We start from the raw sequence: 15,841 nt of genomic DNA, 5'->3' as shown, positions 1-15,841 counted from the left end.
AACGCAACGCGGGGCAAGTCCGCTCCCGCCACCTTCCGGCGCGGGAGCGGGCTTGCCCCGCGAGTGTGTGCTCGACCGATTACTCGGTGCTCAGCACGCCACGACGCACCTGGTCACGCTCGATCGACTCGAACAGCGCCTTGAAGTTGCCTTCACCGAAGCCGTCGTCACCCTTGCGCTGGATGAACTCGAAGAACACCGGGCCCAGCAGGGTCTCCGAGAAAATCTGCAGCAGCAGGCGCTTGTCGCCAGCCTCGGAGGCGCCGTCCAGCAGGATGCCGCGGGCCTGCAACTGATCGACCGGCTCGCCATGCCCTGGCAGGCGCTCCTCGAGCATCTCGTAGTAGGTCTGCGGCGGCGCGGTCATGAAACGCATGCCGAAGCCCTTGAGCGCGTCCCAGGTCTTGAGCAGGTCGTCGGTGAGGAAGGCCACGTGCTGGATGCCCTCGCCGTTGAACTGCATCAGGAACTCTTCGATCTGCCCCGCCCCTTTGGACGACTCCTCGTTGAGCGGGATGCGGATCATGCCGTCTGGCGCGGTCATGGCCTTGGAGGTCAGGCCGGTGTACTCGCCCTTGATGTCGAAGTAACGGATCTCGCGGAAGTTGAACAGCTTCTCGTAGAAGCCGGCCCAGTAGGCCATGCGCCCGCGATAGACGTTGTGGGTGAGGTGGTCGATGATCTTCAGGCCCGCGCCGACCGGGTTGCGGTCCACGCCTTCGATGAACTTGAAGTCGATGTCGTAGATCGAGCTGCCTTCTTCGTAACGGTCGATCAGGTACAGTGGCGCGCCGCCGATACCCTTGATCGCCGGCAGGCGCAGCTCCATCGGGCCGGTCTCGATCTCTACCGGCTGGGCACCCAGTTCCAGGGCGCGGGCATAGGCTTCATGGGCGTTGCGCACGCGGAATGCCATGCCGCACACCGAAGGACCATGCTCGGCCGCGAAGTACGAGGCGGCGCTCTTGGGTTCGTTGTTGAGGATCAGGTTGATGCCGCCCTGGCGATACAGGTGCACATTCTTGGAGCGGTGGGTAGCCACCTTGGTGAAACCGAGAATCTGGAATACCGGCTCCAGCACGCCAGGGGTCGGCGAGGCGAGCTCGATGAATTCGAAGCCTTCCAGGCCCATCGGGTTTTCGAAGATATCTGCCATGTTCTTTTCCTCATCTGCAGCGAAAAACGGTTGATTACAGGCTTTCGATGTGGAGATGGCGTGGTGGTGAGCACGGGATCCCGCGCACGCTGCGGGCCAGGAAGTCACCAATGATCAGCTTGAACCCATGGTATGTCATATAGACCCATTCTCGGCGGGCTTGATTCCCCGAGAGGCGGAGAACCTTATTGTTGTATTCGTAACCCGATTCTACAGTGCGTAAATTTGTTTGTCGCGCTTTAGTTCGCAGGTTGTTCCGACAAACGGCTATTCTCTGCATCACCTACCGCCTTGCAGAAGGTCCACCCGCGCATGCCCTTGAACACCAAACGCCCTGCCCGCTGGAGCTGGCGCGCGCTGCTGCCCTGGCTGATCGGTGTCTTGCCGCTACTGTGCGGGCTGGCGTTGACGCGCTGGCAGATCGAACAGGAGCTGGACGCCGACAGTCGCGTCACGGCTCGCGAAGTGGTGGTCCATATAGAGGCGGTACTCGACAGCTTGTCCAGCACGGCACACCACCTGCTGCCCAAGGCCGGCCAGCCCTGCGAACAGGCGCAATTGGCGTTGCGCATAGAAGTCACGCGCAATGCTTTCGTGCGTTCCACCAATCTGTTCGATCGTGACACCCTGTACTGCACCTCGTTGTTTGGTGATTTCGACGAGCCGGTCGACGCCAGCAACTATACCGACGGTCAGTTGTGGCTGATGGACGGCAACTCCGTCACACCAGGCCAACCGCTGCTGGCCTATCGCGCCAGCCAGGGTGACAAGGGGGCGATCGCCACGGTCGATGGCCGCCACCTGCTCACGGCCCTGCGCCTGATCGGTAAGGACGGCCAGTTGCAAGTGCAGGTCGGCAACCACTGGATGGGCGCCGACGGCCGGGTGCGGGCCGGCACGCCGCCGGTTGCAGCCAGCGCGCCGGTGACGTTCTCTTCCACACACTACCCGTTCAGCGTGCACGGCGGCTTTGGCCCCGACAAGCCCGGCGAGCTGATGCGTTCACGCTATCCTGCGCTGTTGAGCCTGCTGCTGGTGCTTGGGGCGGTGGCCGGAGGCGCCTGTCGCTGGCAGATCCGCCGCGCCAGCTCGCCCCGCGTCGAACTGGCCAGGGCATTGGAGGCCGGCGAGTTCCTGCCCTACTTCCAGCCAGTGGTGCGCAAGGGCGATTACCGCTGGGCCGGGGTCGAAGTGCTGATGCGCTGGCAGCACCCCCGCGAAGGGCTGGTGCGCCCCGACCTGTTCATCCCCTACGCCGAGCACAGCGGCCAGATCGTCGCCATGACCCGCGGCTTGATGCTGCACACGGCCCAGGCCCTGGCACCGCATGCGGCGTTGCTCGAAGACGGTTTTCACATCGGCATCAACATCACCGCCGACCACTGCCGCGACCTGGGCCTGCTCGACGACTGCCAGACCTTCCTCCAGCACTTCCCCCCCGGGCGGGTGGTACTGACCCTGGAACTGACCGAGCGCAAGCTGATCGAACCCACTCCGGTAACCCTTGACCTGTTCGAGAAATTGCACGCCATGGGCGTTATGATCGCCCTGGACGACTTCGGCACAGGCCAATCCAGCCTCAATTACCTGCGCCAGTTCAACGTCGACTACCTGAAGATCGACCAGAGTTTCGTCGCGATGATCGGCGGTGACGCCCTGTCGCAGCACATTCTCGACACCATCATCGAACTGTCGGCCAAGCTGGCCCTGGGCATCGTCGCCGAAGGCGTGGAAACCGAAGTGCAGCGCGACTACCTGGCTCGCCATGGCGTGGACTTCCAGCAGGGTTACCTGTTCGCCCGCCCCATGCCCGCCAGCGAGCTGCTGCTGGCCCTGGCCGCCCGCCCGGGCAGCCCGCAGTTGCCGCAAGACAGTGCCCCTGAGATCATGCGCGGCTGATCCACCCGCTCACTTCCCGTTTTCCGAGGCACTCGTGTCAAAAGGCATTATTTCGTCGGTCATGGCGTCCTGTCTGTTCGCCGTGATGTATTTCTATACCTCCTTCCTCAAGCCCCTGGACGGCGAGGAGATCTTCGGCTGGCGGACCCTGCTGACCCTGCCCTGCCTGACGCTGTTCATGCTGGCATCCAGGGACTGGAAGCGGGTCGGCGAGCTGCTCGGCCGGGTGCGCCGCACGCCGTTGCTGTTGCTCGGCATGGTCGGCACCTCGTGGTTGATGGGCGTGCAGTTGTGGCTGTTCCTCTGGGCGCCGCTGCACGGACGCAGCCTGGAGGTATCGATGGGCTACTTCCTGTTGCCGTTGGCCATGGTGCTGACCGGGCGCGTGGTCTATGGCGAGCGCCTGTCGCGCCTGCAGAAGGTCGCGGTGAGCTTTGCCGCGCTGGGGGTTGGTCACGAGCTGTACCAGCACGGCAGTTTTGCCTGGGAAACCCTGCTGGTGATGATCGGCTACCCGATCTACTTCGTCCTGCGGCGGCGTTGCCGCACCGACCACCTGGGCGGCCTGTGGTGCGACATGTGCCTGTTACTGCCCTGGGCCCTGTACTTCGTCATCCAGGGCCCGCTGTCGGCAACCGATCTGGCCGAGTATCCAGGCTTGTACGGCCTGATCCCGCTGCTCGGGGCGATCAGCGCCTGCGCCCTGATCGCCTACGTGCTGGCCAGCCGCCTGCTACCGTTCAGCCTGTTCGGCCTGCTCAGCTACGTCGAGCCGGTGTTGCTGGTAGGCGTGGCCCTGCTACTGGGCGAGACCATCGGCCCCGACCAGTGGCTCACCTACCTGCCAATCTGGGCCGCCGTGCTGGTACTGGTGCTTGAGGGCTTCAAGCACCTGCTGCGCCAGCGTCGGCGTTCGGTGTAAGGCGTACCTGGCGGACCCGGCGCTCCTCCACCGCCACCACGGTCATGCTCCAGCCATTCCAGGCCAGGTGATCACCCACCACCGGCAAGCGGTCCAGCAAGCTCATCACCAGGCCCGCCAGGGTCTGGTAGTCCTCGGTGGCACGGGCGGCAAAGCCGGTGCGCGCCTGGACCTGGGCCAGGTTCAAGGCACCGCTGACCACAAAACCGTCCGCCTCCTCGATCACACCTGGCCCCTCCACCTCGCTTGCGTCCGGCAGTTCGCCGGCAATCGACTCGAGAATATCGGTCATGGTCAACACACCGATGAAATCACCGAACTCGTTGACCACGAAGGCGATGTGCGTCGACTGCCCGCGCATCTGCTCCAGGGCGTTAAGGATGCTGAAGCTCTCCAGCAGGTTCAGCGGCGCACGGGCCAGGGCTTCCAGGTCGGGCTGGCTGCCGGACAGCAGCTCCTTGAGCAGCTCCTTTTTGTGCACGAAGCCCAGCGGTTCCTCGATGTGGCCGTCACGGATCAGCGGCAGGCGCGAGTACGGCGAGTTGACCAGCGCCTGGGTGATGGCTTCGCCCGGCTGCGACAGGTCGATGGCATCGACCTTGGCGCGGGCCGTCATCACCGTGCGGATCGGCCGCTCGGCCAGATTCAGCACACCGCTGATCATCACCCGCTCACGGCGGTCGAACACCACCTGTTCTTCGCCACCCTCGACCAGGTCGGCGATTTCCTCGCCCACCTCGTCAGCCTCCACCCGGCGCCCGCCCATCAGGCGCAGCACGGCATGGGCGGTGCGTTCACGCAGCGGCCGGTGCTGCTGCACACTGCGTTTGCGGCGGGCACGGGCCAGCTGGTTGAACAGCTCGATCAGCAACGAGAAGCCGATGGCCGCATACAGGTAGCCTTTGGGGATATGGAAGCCCAGGCCTTCGGCGGTGAGGCTGAAGCCGATCATCATCAGGAAGCCCAGGCACAGCATGATCACTGTCGGATGGGCGTTGACGAAACGGGTCAACGGCTTGCTGGCGACGATCATGATGCCGATGGAGAAGATCACCGCGATCATCATCACCGACAAGTGCTCGACCATGCCCACGGCGGTGATCACCGCATCCAGCGAGAACACCGCATCCAGCACGACGATCTGCGCCACGATCGGCCAGAACGCGGCATGGCGGGTCACGCCGCCGCTTTGGGCAACATGGCCCTCGAGGCGTTCGTGCAGTTCCATGGTGGCCTTGAACAACAGGAACACACCACCGAACAGCATGATCAGGTCACGGCCGGAGAAGGTCTTGCCGAACACCTCGATCAGCGGCGCGGTAAGGGTCACCATCCACGAGATGCTGGCCAGCAGGCCAAGGCGCATGATCAGCGCCAGCGACAAGCCGATCACCCGGGCGCGGTCGCGCTGGTGCGGCGGCAGCTTGTCGGCAAGGATGGCGATGAACACCAGGTTGTCGATACCCAGCACCAGTTCGAGGACGATAAGCGTCAAAAGGCCTAGCCAGGCCGTAGGGTCGGCTAGCCATTCCATTAGCGGGTACTCACAGGGGATGCGTCACGAGGACGGGGGAAGGAAGGCCGGGATGGCCAGGGACTGGGGGGCTCCGCGAAGGTGCTCATAGGGACCTTGATAACAATTAGGGACGACGATCCTACAATCGAAGCAGAATTCTCTGATAGCGCAAAACTATTACAAAAGCTGTAAAGGGTATGACTCAGGCTTCAGGCCCACGTGGCAAGGCTTCGGCCTGCGCAGTCTTGGCCTTGGCCGGTGGCGTCAGGCGCAGCACCCGGTCGCGGCCGCCCTCGGCGAGCAGGTATCCACCCTTGCCATCCGGGACGATGGCCTGCGGCGCCTTCAGGTAGCTGAGAACCGTGTGGCGCGTACCATCACCATCGATACGCAACAGCCGCGCACGATGGGTCGAATCCTCGCTGATCCACAGCCCGCGCTGGTCGCAGAGCAGGAAGGTCGGGTTGCGCAGACCTTCGATCACCACCGGGTCATTCCCGCCTTCGCTCAACGCACGAATCTTGCCGGTGGCCTTTTCGGTATACAGCAGACGCCCGTCGGCGCAACGGGTCAGGCCCTCGGTTTCGGTGAGTCCCGAGCGCAACACGTCGAGCTCGCCGCTCTGCCAGTCATATCGCATCAACCGCCCATCCCCCTTGCGGTCCTCGATGGCGTAAAGATGCAGGCCATCGTTATACAGCCCCTGCACGTTGTTGCCGTCAAACAGCTGACTGACCTGGCCATCGCGCGACACGCTGACCGGTGCCCCGCCGATCTCCTGGCTGAACGCCCAGCCACCGTCGACAGCGACCATGCCGTCCGGCTTGGACAGGCCTTCGAGCACTACCATCCGGTCCCCCTCGGCAGTAATGCGCAGGATGCTGCCCTTGCCGCCGTTCAGCTCGCGACTGACCAGCAGGCTGCCGTCGTCCTGAGGCAGCAGCGAAGCGGCCCGGGTCACCGAGTTGTGCAGCACCTGCACGTTCCAGCCCTCGGCGGCCTGCACCGGGTAGAAGCTCTGCCAGGCGAAAAAGCCCACGCTACAGGCCACCAGGCCCGTGGTGACCGCCAGGGCGAGGCGGACACCGCGTTTGCGTTGCACATGCATCATCAAATCGGCTCCTGGAAAGTGCGGGCGATGCTAGCAAGGTGATGTGAAAAAAATGTCGATGCCACGATTTCCAGGCATTTTCCTACACACATCATTCAGCAAATGGATACCGAGTATTTCAACATTTAATTTGTGGATGATAGCGCCCGCCCCCTATGCTGTCCCGGCATCCCCTGCACGCACCGGCCGGTGTGGTCCAAGGCATGGGGAGAGAACAACAAAGTCGAGACCGTTCATGTCGAAATCCTCCTACTTCGCCCCCCACGGTGGGCACCCGGCTCAGACCGAGCTGCTGACTGACCGTGCCATGTTCACCGAAGCCTATGCCGTAATCCCCAAGGGCGTGATGCGTGACATCGTCACCAGCCACCTGCCGTTCTGGGACAAGATGCGCATGTGGGTCATCGCCCGCCCGCTGACCGGTTTCGCCGAGACCTTCTCGCAGTACATCGTCGAAGTCGCTCCCGAAGGCGGCAGCGAGCGCCCTGAACTGGACCCGAACGCCGAAGCGGTGCTGTTCGTGGTCGAAGGCGAGATCGACGTCACTGTCGAAGGCAAGCACCATACCCTCGTGCCGGGCGGCTATGCCTTCCTCGCCCCCGGCGCCGACTGGAGCCTGCGCAACAACAGCAAGGCCAACGTCACCTTCCACTGGCTGCGCAAGCACTACCAGAAGGTCGAGGGTCTGCCGGTTCCCGAGTCGTTCGTCACCCACCGCGACAACGCCACCGTCATCGAGATGCCGGGCACCGATGGCGCCTGGAAGACCACCCGTTTCGTCGACATGGCCGACATGCGCCACGACATGCACGTGAACATCGTGACCTTCCAGCCCGGCGGCGTGATCCCGTTCGCCGAGACCCACGTCATGGAACACGGCCTGTACGTCCTGGAAGGCAAGGCGGTGTACCGCCTGAACCAGGACTGGGTCGAGGTCGAGGCCGGTGACTTCATGTGGCTGCGCGCCTTCTGCCCGCAAGCTTGCTACTCCGGCGGCCCAGGCCCGTTCAGCTACCTGCTGTACAAGGACGTCAACCGTCACGTGCACCTGACGCTCAACCCGCAGCGTTGATGACCTTGCAGGAGCGGCAGCCCGCCGCTCCTGCAGTCTTGAGCCATACTGAGCGGACAATCCTCTCCCGGCTTCCCGCCATGACCTTCCATCGCCTTCTTCTTGTCCTGCTGCTCCTGCTGCCGGGCGCGTTGCCGTGGGCAGACGATTGGCAACTCGCGCACCAGGAAGATGGCATCGACGTCTACCTGGCCAGCGTCAGCGGTTCGGCCTACCAGCAGTTTCGCGGCGTCACCCGGATCAAGGCCAGTGTCCGTACCCTGAGCGACCTGCAGGAAAACCTGCGCGTGGCCTGCAAATGGCTGTACGCCTGCGCCGACATGCGCCTGCTGGAAGTGGACGGCGATACCACCTGGGTCTACCTGACCACCGCCCTGCCCTGGCCAGCCAAGCCCAGAGACATGGTGCTCAAGGTGCGCACCGAGCGCCTGGACGACGACACCTTGATCCGCCATCTGAGCGCCGAGCCTGGGCGGGTACCGACCGAGCCCGGGCTGATCCGCGTGCGCCGCCTCAGCGGCGAATGGACCATGCGTCCCTTGGGCGAGCGCGAGACCGAAGTCACCTACCAGCTGCGTGCCGACCCGGCCGGTGATGTGCCGGGTTGGCTGGCCAACCGTTTCGTGGTGGATGCGCCGATGGTCACCCTGCGCACCCTGCGCGCCGTGGCCGAACGCCAGCCGTAAAGCTCAGCGGCTGCGCAGCAGCAGCGACGCCGCGGCGCAGGCCAGCAGCGCCACGCACGACAGGTAGAACGCATCCGAATAGGCCATCAGGTACGCCTGCTCGCGCACGCTCTGGTCGATCAACGCCAGCGTCTGCATGACCTGTGGCGACTGCGGGTCGACCATTCCGCCCGGCAGGCGCTGTTGCAGCGCACCGTCGAACAGCGTCAGCCCTTCGCCGACCCGCACCGAATGAAAGCGCTCGCGCTGCGACACCAGTTGCGTCAGCAACGCCGTGCCCAGCGCGCCGCCGAGGTTGCGCAGCATCGAGATCAGCGCCGAGGCCGAGCCGGCCTGGGCCTTGTCCAGGCCTTTCACCGCCAGGACCGACAGCGCCACCATGATCAGCGGCTGGCCGATGCCGCGCACCACGGTCGATGGGATGATCACATTACTGCCCGAGTCCACTGTCAGCGTCGACCCCAGCCAACAGCCCAGGGCCATGATGGCGAAGCCGCTGGCCACCAGCAGCTTGGCGTTGAGCCAGCGCATCAGCCGGGGCAGCAGCGGCGCCAGCAGTAGCTGGACCATGCCGTAGGCGATCAGGCTCTTGCCGATCTCGCTGGCACTGTAGCCCTGTACCAGCGACAGGTAGTTGGGCACCAGGAACACCAGGCCGAAGGTGGCCGCGCCGAACACCGCCATGGCCAGGCTCGACACGCCGAAGTTGTAGCTGCCCAGCAGCCGCAGGTTGATGAACGGCCGCGCGCCCCACAACTGACGCTGGATGAACAGCGCCAGGGCGATCACTGCGACGAGGCTGAAGCCGACGATGAAGCGGGACTCGAACCAGTCCTTGCGCCCCCCCTCCTCCAGCACCACCTGCAATGCCCCCAACCCCAGCGCCATGGCCACGATGCCCAGCCAGTCGGCCTGGCGCAAAGCGCCGCGGTCTCCGGCCTGGCCCTTGATCGACCAGGCCACCGCCGCCAGCAGCGCCACCCCCGGCGGCAACTGCAGCAGGAAGATCCAGCGCCAGGAGTACATGTCGGTGAGCCAGCCGCCGATCGACGGCCCGGCGGCCTGGGCCACGCTGTTGGACAGGCTGAACAGCGCCATGCCCAGCGCCAGGCGGCTGGCCGGCAGCTCGGTGATGATCAGTTGCATCGACAGCGGGATCAGCACCGCGCCCGAGGCGCCCTGGATCACCCTCAGGCTGATCATCGCCTCCAGGCTGCCGGCCAGGGCGCAGCTCACCGAGCTGACCAGGAACACCGCTGAGCCCACCAGCATTACCCGGCGCAAGGAGAACACCTGCACCAGCCAGGCAGTCAGCGGAATCATGCTGATCTCGGCGACCAGGTACGCGGTCGAGATCCACGACCCTTCCTCGAAGCTCGCCCCCAGCGCCCCCTCGATCTCAGGCAGAGCGGCGCTGGTGACATGGACGTTCATGCCAGCCATGAAACAGCCGAACAGGCCGCCGATCACCGCCACCCAGGCGCGCAGGGAGACCTTGTCCTCAGCGCTCATGGCGGGCCTGCCGGGTGTCGACGGTGGCGATCACCGACATGCCGGGCAGCAGCCGTGGGCTGTCCTCGCCCTGCGGATCGAGGTGGATGCGCACCGGAAAGCGCTGGACGATCTTGGTGAAATTGCCGGTGGCGTTGTCCGGTGGCAGCAGCGCGAACACCGCGCCGGAGCCTGGAGATACGCTGTCCACCGTGCCGCGCCAGTGCTGGCCGAAGGTGTCAACCTCAAGCGTCACCGGCTGGCCGGGGCGCATCTGCGCCAGCTGGGTTTCCTTGAAGTTGGCCACCACGTACGCCTGCGCCACCGGCACCACCGCCAGCAGCGGCAGGCCGGGGGTAACGTATTGCTGCTGGCGCACCTTGCGCTGGCCGACCACGCCATCGAAGGGCGCGCGGATCTCGGTATCGGCCAAGGCGCTGCGTGCCAGGTCGGCCTCGGCACGGGCCTGATCGAGGTCGGCCTGACGCTGCAGCAGTTGCGCCTCCAGTTGCCTGCCCTGTTGCTCGAGCATGGCCTTGCGCGCGTGCTGGCGCGCCAGCTCGGCATCGGCGGCGCGCTGCATGGCCTGGGCCTGGATACGAGTGGCGCGGGCCTGCTCCATGCGTTGCACGCTTGCCGCCTGCCACTGGGCCAGGTGCTGGTAACGCTGCCAGTCGGCCTCGGCCCGCTGCGCCTCACCACGGCTACCACCGCGTTCGGCGTCGGCACGGGCGATGGCGTGGACCTGTTCATCCTGCTCGGCGGCAAATGCGCGCAGACGCATGCGCTGCACCTGCAACGCAGCCTCGCTGACCGCCAGATGCGCCTCAGCCTTGCGCAGGCGGTCGCGAAAATCGCGCTCGTCCAGGCGTACCAACAGGTCGCCGGCCTTGACCGTGGCGTTGTCCGCCACCGCCACCTCGGCCACGTAGCCACTGACCCGGGCACTGATTGGCGCCCAGTCGGCGCGCACGTAGGCGTCGTCGGTCTGTTCCAGGAAACGCCCGTCGAGCCACCAGTAGGCGCCATAAGCCGCCACCAGCAACCCCAGGCCCCCGGCCAGGCCGAAGCGCAGCAGGCGCTGGCGGCGCCTGGCGCGGATTTGCTCGAGGGTGTGCTGGGGATCTGGGCTGACCGCCTGGTTCATGCTGGGCTCCATCCGATGGGGGGAGCGCCAGAGTACGGAATCTGAGATTGTCGTTCGCTCGCGAACAGGCTTTTGATCGTCGCAAAATGGACAGCAGATCAACCCTCCGAGCGGACCACTTTCAATGTTGCAAGAATGCCACCACCTGCTCTGTGGCCGTTATCGGATCTTCCTGCATGAAGCAGTGCCCACCCGCTACCTGCTGCGCGCTCACCTGGCCATTGAGCGTCACCAGGCGCTGCACCGAGTGCGGCACGAACGGATAGGTCTGCTCGCCGTAGAGGATCCGCGTCGGCGTCTGGATACGGCCCAAATGCTGCCACATGCGCTCGGGGAACGAGCTGAAGATCTCCACCTCGCGACTGGGCCGGCACTTGAGCACCACCCCCTCCCCGCAATCGCCTATGGCGTGCTCCACATAGGCCTGCAAGGCCGCATCGGTCCAGCCCTTGAAGATACCGCGCCCCTGCAGCGAGGCCTGGGCCGCCTCACGGTCGGGCCAATGGCTGCGGCGGGTGGCCGCCTTGCGCGCCAGGGCATGACGCCGATGTAGGCCAACCATGGCGGCGGCGCCCATCACCCCGATCATGCGCCGGCTGAACAGGACGGGATCCAGCAGCACCGCACGCTGGAACAACTGCGGCTCGGCAGCCAGGATCAAGCCAGTGAGCACGCCACCGAAACTGTGGCCCAAGGCAAAGCGCGGCACGTCGCCATAGTCGCCGCGGCCGGCCTCGAAGGCCTCCACCGCCAGCGCTGCGGTGCGGTTCCAGCCAAGGAACACGCCACCATGGTCGCTGTCGCCATGGCCCTGGACATCGCTCAGCCACAGGTCGAAATGTTCGCCCAGACGCATCAGCATGGGCTGGTAGGCCAGGCTGCAGAAGCCATTGCCATGCAGGAAATGCAGCAGCGGCCTGCCACTGGCGGGGGTGCGCCATCCGCGCAGGGTGAAACCTTCGGCGCATTCATGGGACCAGGGAATCAACTCCATCGACTGCACTCATCGGCTCTAGGAAAACGCCGATTCTACAAACAGCAACGGATACAGTGAAATCACCAGCAGCACGGCCATCAGGACATTGAACAGCACCACCGCGCGCGGATTGCGCAGCAGGTTGCGCAAGGCACTGCCGAACATCACCCAGATGCCGACGCTGGGCAGGTTCACCAGGGCGAACACCGTGGCGATGACGATCACGTTGAACACGTAGCCCTGGGCCGGGGTGTAGGTGGTGATCGCCCCGATCGCCATCACCCAGGCCTTCGGGTTGACCCACTGGAACGCCGCGGCCCCCCAGAACCCGAGCGGTTTGCGGCTGCCATTGGTGTCGCCGGACATCGGCCCGGAGGTGGCGATCTTCCAGGCCAGGTACAACAGGTAGGCCGCGCCCGCGTAGCGCAGGATGCTGTACAACGGTGGCCAGGCCTTGAACACCTCGCCAAGCCCAAGACCAACCGCCAGCACCATCACCATGAAGCCGACGCTGATGCCCAGCGCGTGGGGAATCGTGCGGCGCACGCCAAAATTGACCCCCGAGGCCAGCAGCATGGTGTTGTTCGGACCGGGGGTAATGGAAGAGACGAAGGCGAACAGGACGAACGCGCTGAGCAGATCGAGCGAGGCAAGCATGGCGGCAGTTTCCGGCTTTTCTGATTATCGAAATGCCACGGTAGCGGAGGCTTGTAGGAAATGACCGGTACAGTTACGCAAAATTGAATGAATACACATTTCTGTTTCACTCAATTGCGTGCCTCCATGCCATCGTCGCAGCAAAGCTGCGGCAAATCTTCCGCCAGACACCTGGCGGTCTTCCCTCATCCTACCTGACACTACTGAAGCCTTCGCACCCTATCCCGTACAAGGAAGCCCCATCATGTCCGTGACCGTCCGCCCCGCAGTGCTGGCCGACGCCGCCCAGATCCTGGCCTTCATCACCGAGCTGGCCGACTACGAGCGCGCCCGCCACGAAGTGGTGGCGTCCCTCGCCGACATCGAGCACAGCCTGTTCGACGCAGGCAGCACGGTGCGTAGCCTGATTTGCGAGCGCGACGGCCAGGCCATCGGGTTCGCCGTGTATTTCTACAGCTACTCCACCTGGCTGGGGCGCAACGGTATCTACCTCGAGGATCTCTACGTCACCCCGCAGCAACGCGGTGACGGCGCGGGGCGCAAGCTGCTGCGGCATATCGCCCGGGAGGCGGTGGAAAACGGCTGTGGGCGCCTGGAGTGGAGCGTGCTGGACTGGAACGAGCCGGCCATCGGTTTCTACCAGTCTCTGGGCGCCGAGCCACAGGACGAGTGGATCCGCTATCGTCTCGACGGCGAGCGCCTGCGTCAGTTCGCCGAGGGCTGAGGCGCCTCGCCCGGAAACGCCGTCTGGGCCAATGCCGGCACCTCGACGCGGCTGCGCTGGCCGCCGCGCTCGATCACCAGGCCGCGACCCTCGATAGCCATCAGGCGCATCCCGCGAGCTAGCTCCTCGCCACTGCGCACGGCGCGTGCCGGGCCGCCGTCGAGGCTGACGATGGCCACGGCGCCTTGGCTGCCGGCCATCACCCCGCTGACCTGGATCTGCACCTGCAGGGGAATATCGGCAAACCATCGCCCGGCCGCTGTTTCGGCTACTACCGGGGCGTCGGCAGCCCGGGCCGTGGCCTGCCCCGCCGCTGGCGGCCACAACAGCTGCCCCCAGGTCGCCAGCCCGGCCATCGCGACCAGCAGCCCCAGCGCCTGCAACAACAGCCCGAGTGACAAGTTGGGACGAACGATACGCATGGTCACGCGCTCCTTGTGTGCCTGCGCCCAAGCATACCGGGTGATTCTCACGGTTTTGTTTCACACGCCGATCATCTTGCTCGGGCAAGCTGCCTTGCCAGGACAAGGAGCGCCCCGTGAACGGACAACGTGGTTTCACCCTGATAGAACTGATGGTGGTGTTGGTGATTGTCGGCATCGCCAGCGCCGCCATCAGCCTGAACATCCGCCCCGATCCGGGCAAGCAGTTGCGCGCAGACGGCGAGCGCCTGGCGCGCTTGCTGGAGCTGGCGCAAAGCGAAGCCCAGGCCGACGGTCAGCCGCTGCGCTGGCAGAGCGACCACGACGGCTACCGCTTCGTGCGCGCCGATGGCCAGGTGCTGGCGGAGGGACCACTCAAGCCGCGCCGCTGGCAGGCCGAGACAGTGAAGGTGCAGGCCGAGCCCCGTGGCGCGGTGTGGCTCGATGGCGAGTGGATCGGCGCCCCCCTGACCCTGCGCCTGCACAGCGGCACGCTGCGGCTGGAACTGGCGCGCAACGCCGCCGGGCAGGTGCGGGTGAGCCAGCCATGACCCGCCAACGCGGTTTTACCCTGATCGAAGTGATGATCGCCATCCTGCTGATGGCGGTGGTCAGCCTGATCGCCTGGCGTGGCCTGGACAGCGTCAGCCGCACCGACCAGCACCTGCGCCAGGCCAGCGATGACCATCAGGCGGTGATGCGTGTGCTGCAGCAGCTGGAGCGCGACCTGGCCATGCGTGCCACGGTGGAACTGGTCGAGCCGGTGTTGCCCGGCCACGAGCCGCCGGGCAAGCCCTTGCTGCCCGCCATGCGTGTCCGCGCCGAGCGCCTGGAGCTGGTGCGCGCCGGTGCCGTGTCTGGCAGCGGCCTGCAGCGAGTGCGCTGGTATGTACGCGGGAGCACCTTGTACCGCGCCGCCGCGCCACTGCGCGAAGGCTTCCCATTGCCCGCGCCGAAAGCCGCGGTGGCGGTGCTGGACAACGTCAGCGCATTCAGCCTGCGCACCTGGCAGGCCAAGGGCGGCTGGCGCTCCCCGGCCAGCGAGGCCGACGACAATCCCATCGGGCTCGAGGTGCGCCTGAACCGGCGCGGTCCCCAGGGCGAGGAACACTACCGCCAGGTGCTGGGGCCATTCAACTGACCAGCACCACCCCGCCGGGCAGTTCCAGGCAGCGCGCGCCATAGGCGACGCGGATCAGCTCAGCGGCCTGGCGCAACTGATCGAAACTGAACCGCGCCTGCACCCGGCGGCGCCCCAGTGACGGGTTGAGCAGTACCAGGCGCCCGGGGCGGTAGCGGTTGATCTCGTCGATTACCTGGGTCAATGGTGCATCACGGAACACCAGCATGCGCTCGCGCCATGCCGTCACCTGGCCAATGTCGAAGGCCTCGGGCACGCCGACGCCTTGCGCGCCATAACGCAACTGGCGGCCGGCCGGCAGCGCCTCGAGCCGGCCCTGGGCAAAGATGCGCAGTTCGCCACTCAGGCAGGTGACGCACACGCCGTCGTCGTCCTCCCGCACATTGAATCGGGCCTGCTCGGTACTGATCACCCCTTCCTGCGCCCGCACCTGCATGGGCTGGCGGGCCTGTACTTCGATTTCGCCTGCCAGCAGGGCGATACCCTGTGCCTCGCGGCTGACGCGTGTGCGCACGTTCAGTTCCAGTTCGACGCCAGGCGCCAGTTCGACCCGCTGCTGCTCATCCACCTGGGTGACGAACGCCGCAGGCGGCGCCATGGCCTCGTCCAGCCAGCCGCCACGCCAGGCAACCACCGCCAGTGACGCGGCCAGCGCCCCGCCCAACAACGCCCGGCGCCCGAGCAGCGGCGCCGATGGCGCCTGGCTGGCTTGCTGCGCCGCTGGCCCGAGCAAACACCAGAGCTGACGCGCCTGGGCGAACGCCTCGGCGTGCGCCGGGCTGCGTGCACACCACTGGCGCAGGGCCTGGGCATCGGCCTGGGTAGCCTGGCCGGAGGTCAGCCGCAACAGCCAGCCCTGGGCCTGGCGCTGCAAGTCGGGATCGGGCGGAATCTGGGGCATGGTGCTCACATGAAGAGGTC

16 protein-coding genes are annotated in these 15,841 nt (G+C 65.6%); 7 read left to right on the top strand and 9 right to left on the bottom strand.

Annotation, left to right across the window (positions count from 1 at the left end; all coding sequences use genetic code 11):
- Positions 1–79: 79 nt before the first annotated feature.
- Positions 80–1,156, bottom strand: a complete 1,077-nt coding sequence (hppD, locus tag ACQ4OD_RS03485; RefSeq protein WP_023629687.1) for a 4-hydroxyphenylpyruvate dioxygenase — start codon at positions 1,154–1,156, stop codon at positions 80–82.
- A gap of 312 nt (positions 1,157–1,468) precedes the next feature.
- On the opposite strand from hppD, the gene ACQ4OD_RS03480 reads away from it, so the two are divergent.
- Both ACQ4OD_RS03480 and rarD read left to right on the top strand, forming a co-directional pair.
- On the top strand, positions 1,469–3,055 hold the full coding sequence (locus tag ACQ4OD_RS03480) for an EAL domain-containing protein (RefSeq protein WP_139671279.1): 1,587 nt from the start codon (positions 1,469–1,471) through the stop codon (positions 3,053–3,055).
- Between the two features lie 34 nt (positions 3,056–3,089).
- Positions 3,090–3,977 carry an EamA family transporter RarD gene (gene rarD / locus ACQ4OD_RS03475; protein WP_430943885.1) on the top strand — a complete coding sequence of 296 codons (888 nt, stop codon included), beginning with the start codon at positions 3,090–3,092 and terminating at the stop codon, positions 3,975–3,977.
- Here the strand turns inward: rarD and ACQ4OD_RS03470 are convergent.
- Both ACQ4OD_RS03470 and ACQ4OD_RS03465 read right to left on the bottom strand, forming a co-directional pair.
- Positions 3,940–5,511 carry a TerC family protein gene (locus ACQ4OD_RS03470; protein ID WP_139671285.1) on the bottom strand — a complete coding sequence of 524 codons (1,572 nt, stop codon included), beginning with the start codon at positions 5,509–5,511 and terminating at the stop codon, positions 3,940–3,942. The genes rarD and ACQ4OD_RS03470 overlap by 38 nt on opposite strands.
- Before the next feature lie 184 nt (positions 5,512–5,695).
- Complete coding sequence (locus tag ACQ4OD_RS03465) at positions 5,696–6,604, bottom strand: hypothetical protein (RefSeq protein ID WP_139671289.1); 909 nt, start codon at positions 6,602–6,604, stop codon at positions 5,696–5,698.
- Positions 6,605–6,839: 235 nt separating this feature from the next.
- On the opposite strand from ACQ4OD_RS03465, the gene ACQ4OD_RS03460 reads away from it, so the two are divergent.
- Both ACQ4OD_RS03460 and ACQ4OD_RS03455 read left to right on the top strand, forming a co-directional pair.
- The gene (locus ACQ4OD_RS03460) at positions 6,840–7,676 is read left to right on the top strand and encodes a bifunctional allantoicase/(S)-ureidoglycine aminohydrolase (RefSeq protein ID WP_046855442.1); all 837 of its coding nucleotides are present in this window, start codon (positions 6,840–6,842) and stop codon (positions 7,674–7,676) included.
- Positions 7,677–7,756: 80 nt separating this feature from the next.
- The gene (locus ACQ4OD_RS03455) at positions 7,757–8,362 is read left to right on the top strand and encodes an START domain-containing protein (protein ID WP_102683900.1); all 606 of its coding nucleotides are present in this window, start codon (positions 7,757–7,759) and stop codon (positions 8,360–8,362) included.
- Positions 8,363–8,365: 3 nt separating this feature from the next.
- Here the strand turns inward: ACQ4OD_RS03455 and ACQ4OD_RS03450 are convergent, their stop codons facing one another.
- The 4 genes from ACQ4OD_RS03450 to ACQ4OD_RS03435 all read right to left on the bottom strand — a co-directional run bounded on the left by ACQ4OD_RS03450 (position 8,366) and on the right by ACQ4OD_RS03435 (position 12,633).
- On the bottom strand, positions 8,366–9,874 hold the full coding sequence (locus ACQ4OD_RS03450) for an MDR family MFS transporter (RefSeq protein WP_139671295.1): 1,509 nt from the start codon (positions 9,872–9,874) through the stop codon (positions 8,366–8,368).
- On the bottom strand, positions 9,864–11,000 hold the full coding sequence (locus ACQ4OD_RS03445; RefSeq protein ID WP_258600774.1) for an HlyD family secretion protein: 1,137 nt from the start codon (positions 10,998–11,000) through the stop codon (positions 9,864–9,866). Before ACQ4OD_RS03445 ends, ACQ4OD_RS03450 begins: the two co-directional genes overlap by 11 nt.
- A gap of 121 nt (positions 11,001–11,121) precedes the next feature.
- Positions 11,122–11,994 (bottom strand): alpha/beta fold hydrolase, encoded by an 873-nt coding sequence (locus ACQ4OD_RS03440; protein ID WP_139671301.1) that lies wholly within the window; start codon positions 11,992–11,994, stop codon positions 11,122–11,124.
- Positions 11,995–12,012: 18 nt separating this feature from the next.
- Positions 12,013–12,633 carry a LysE family translocator gene (locus tag ACQ4OD_RS03435; protein ID WP_111532768.1) on the bottom strand — a complete coding sequence of 207 codons (621 nt, stop codon included), beginning with the start codon at positions 12,631–12,633 and terminating at the stop codon, positions 12,013–12,015.
- 244 nt (positions 12,634–12,877) lie between these two features.
- Here ACQ4OD_RS03435 and ACQ4OD_RS03430 point away from each other — a divergent pair, with 244 nt between their 5' ends.
- Positions 12,878–13,357 carry a GNAT family N-acetyltransferase gene (locus ACQ4OD_RS03430; RefSeq protein WP_430943884.1) on the top strand — a complete coding sequence of 160 codons (480 nt, stop codon included), beginning with the start codon at positions 12,878–12,880 and terminating at the stop codon, positions 13,355–13,357.
- Here ACQ4OD_RS03430 and ACQ4OD_RS03425 read toward each other — a convergent pair.
- A complete protein-coding gene (locus tag ACQ4OD_RS03425; RefSeq protein ID WP_430943883.1) occupies positions 13,339–13,779 on the bottom strand; it encodes a type II secretion system protein N in 441 nt (146 codons plus the stop codon). The two genes, ACQ4OD_RS03430 and ACQ4OD_RS03425, sit on opposite strands and share 19 nt — an antisense overlap.
- Positions 13,780–13,895: 116 nt before the next feature.
- Between ACQ4OD_RS03425 and ACQ4OD_RS03420 the strand changes: the two genes are divergently transcribed.
- A complete protein-coding gene (locus ACQ4OD_RS03420) occupies positions 13,896–14,330 on the top strand; it encodes a GspH/FimT family pseudopilin (protein ID WP_198754335.1) in 435 nt (144 codons plus the stop codon).
- On the top strand, positions 14,327–14,920 hold the full coding sequence (locus tag ACQ4OD_RS03415; protein ID WP_198754336.1) for a type II secretion system protein GspJ: 594 nt from the start codon (positions 14,327–14,329) through the stop codon (positions 14,918–14,920). The genes ACQ4OD_RS03420 and ACQ4OD_RS03415 overlap by 4 nt, the downstream gene beginning before the upstream one ends.
- Here ACQ4OD_RS03415 and ACQ4OD_RS03410 read toward each other — a convergent pair.
- Entirely contained in the window at positions 14,913–15,821 is a 909-nt protein-coding gene (locus ACQ4OD_RS03410) for a FecR family protein (protein ID WP_430943882.1), read from the bottom strand. The genes ACQ4OD_RS03415 and ACQ4OD_RS03410 overlap by 8 nt on opposite strands.
- Positions 15,822–15,841: the final 20 nt, after the last annotated feature.

The sequence above is a fragment of the Pseudomonas sp. WC1 genome (assembly GCF_050586565.1).
Classification (GTDB): Bacteria; Pseudomonadota; Gammaproteobacteria; order Pseudomonadales; family Pseudomonadaceae; genus Aquipseudomonas.
Note: the sequence above shows the minus strand (reverse complement) of the source record. Positions and strands in the feature narration are given on the sequence as shown.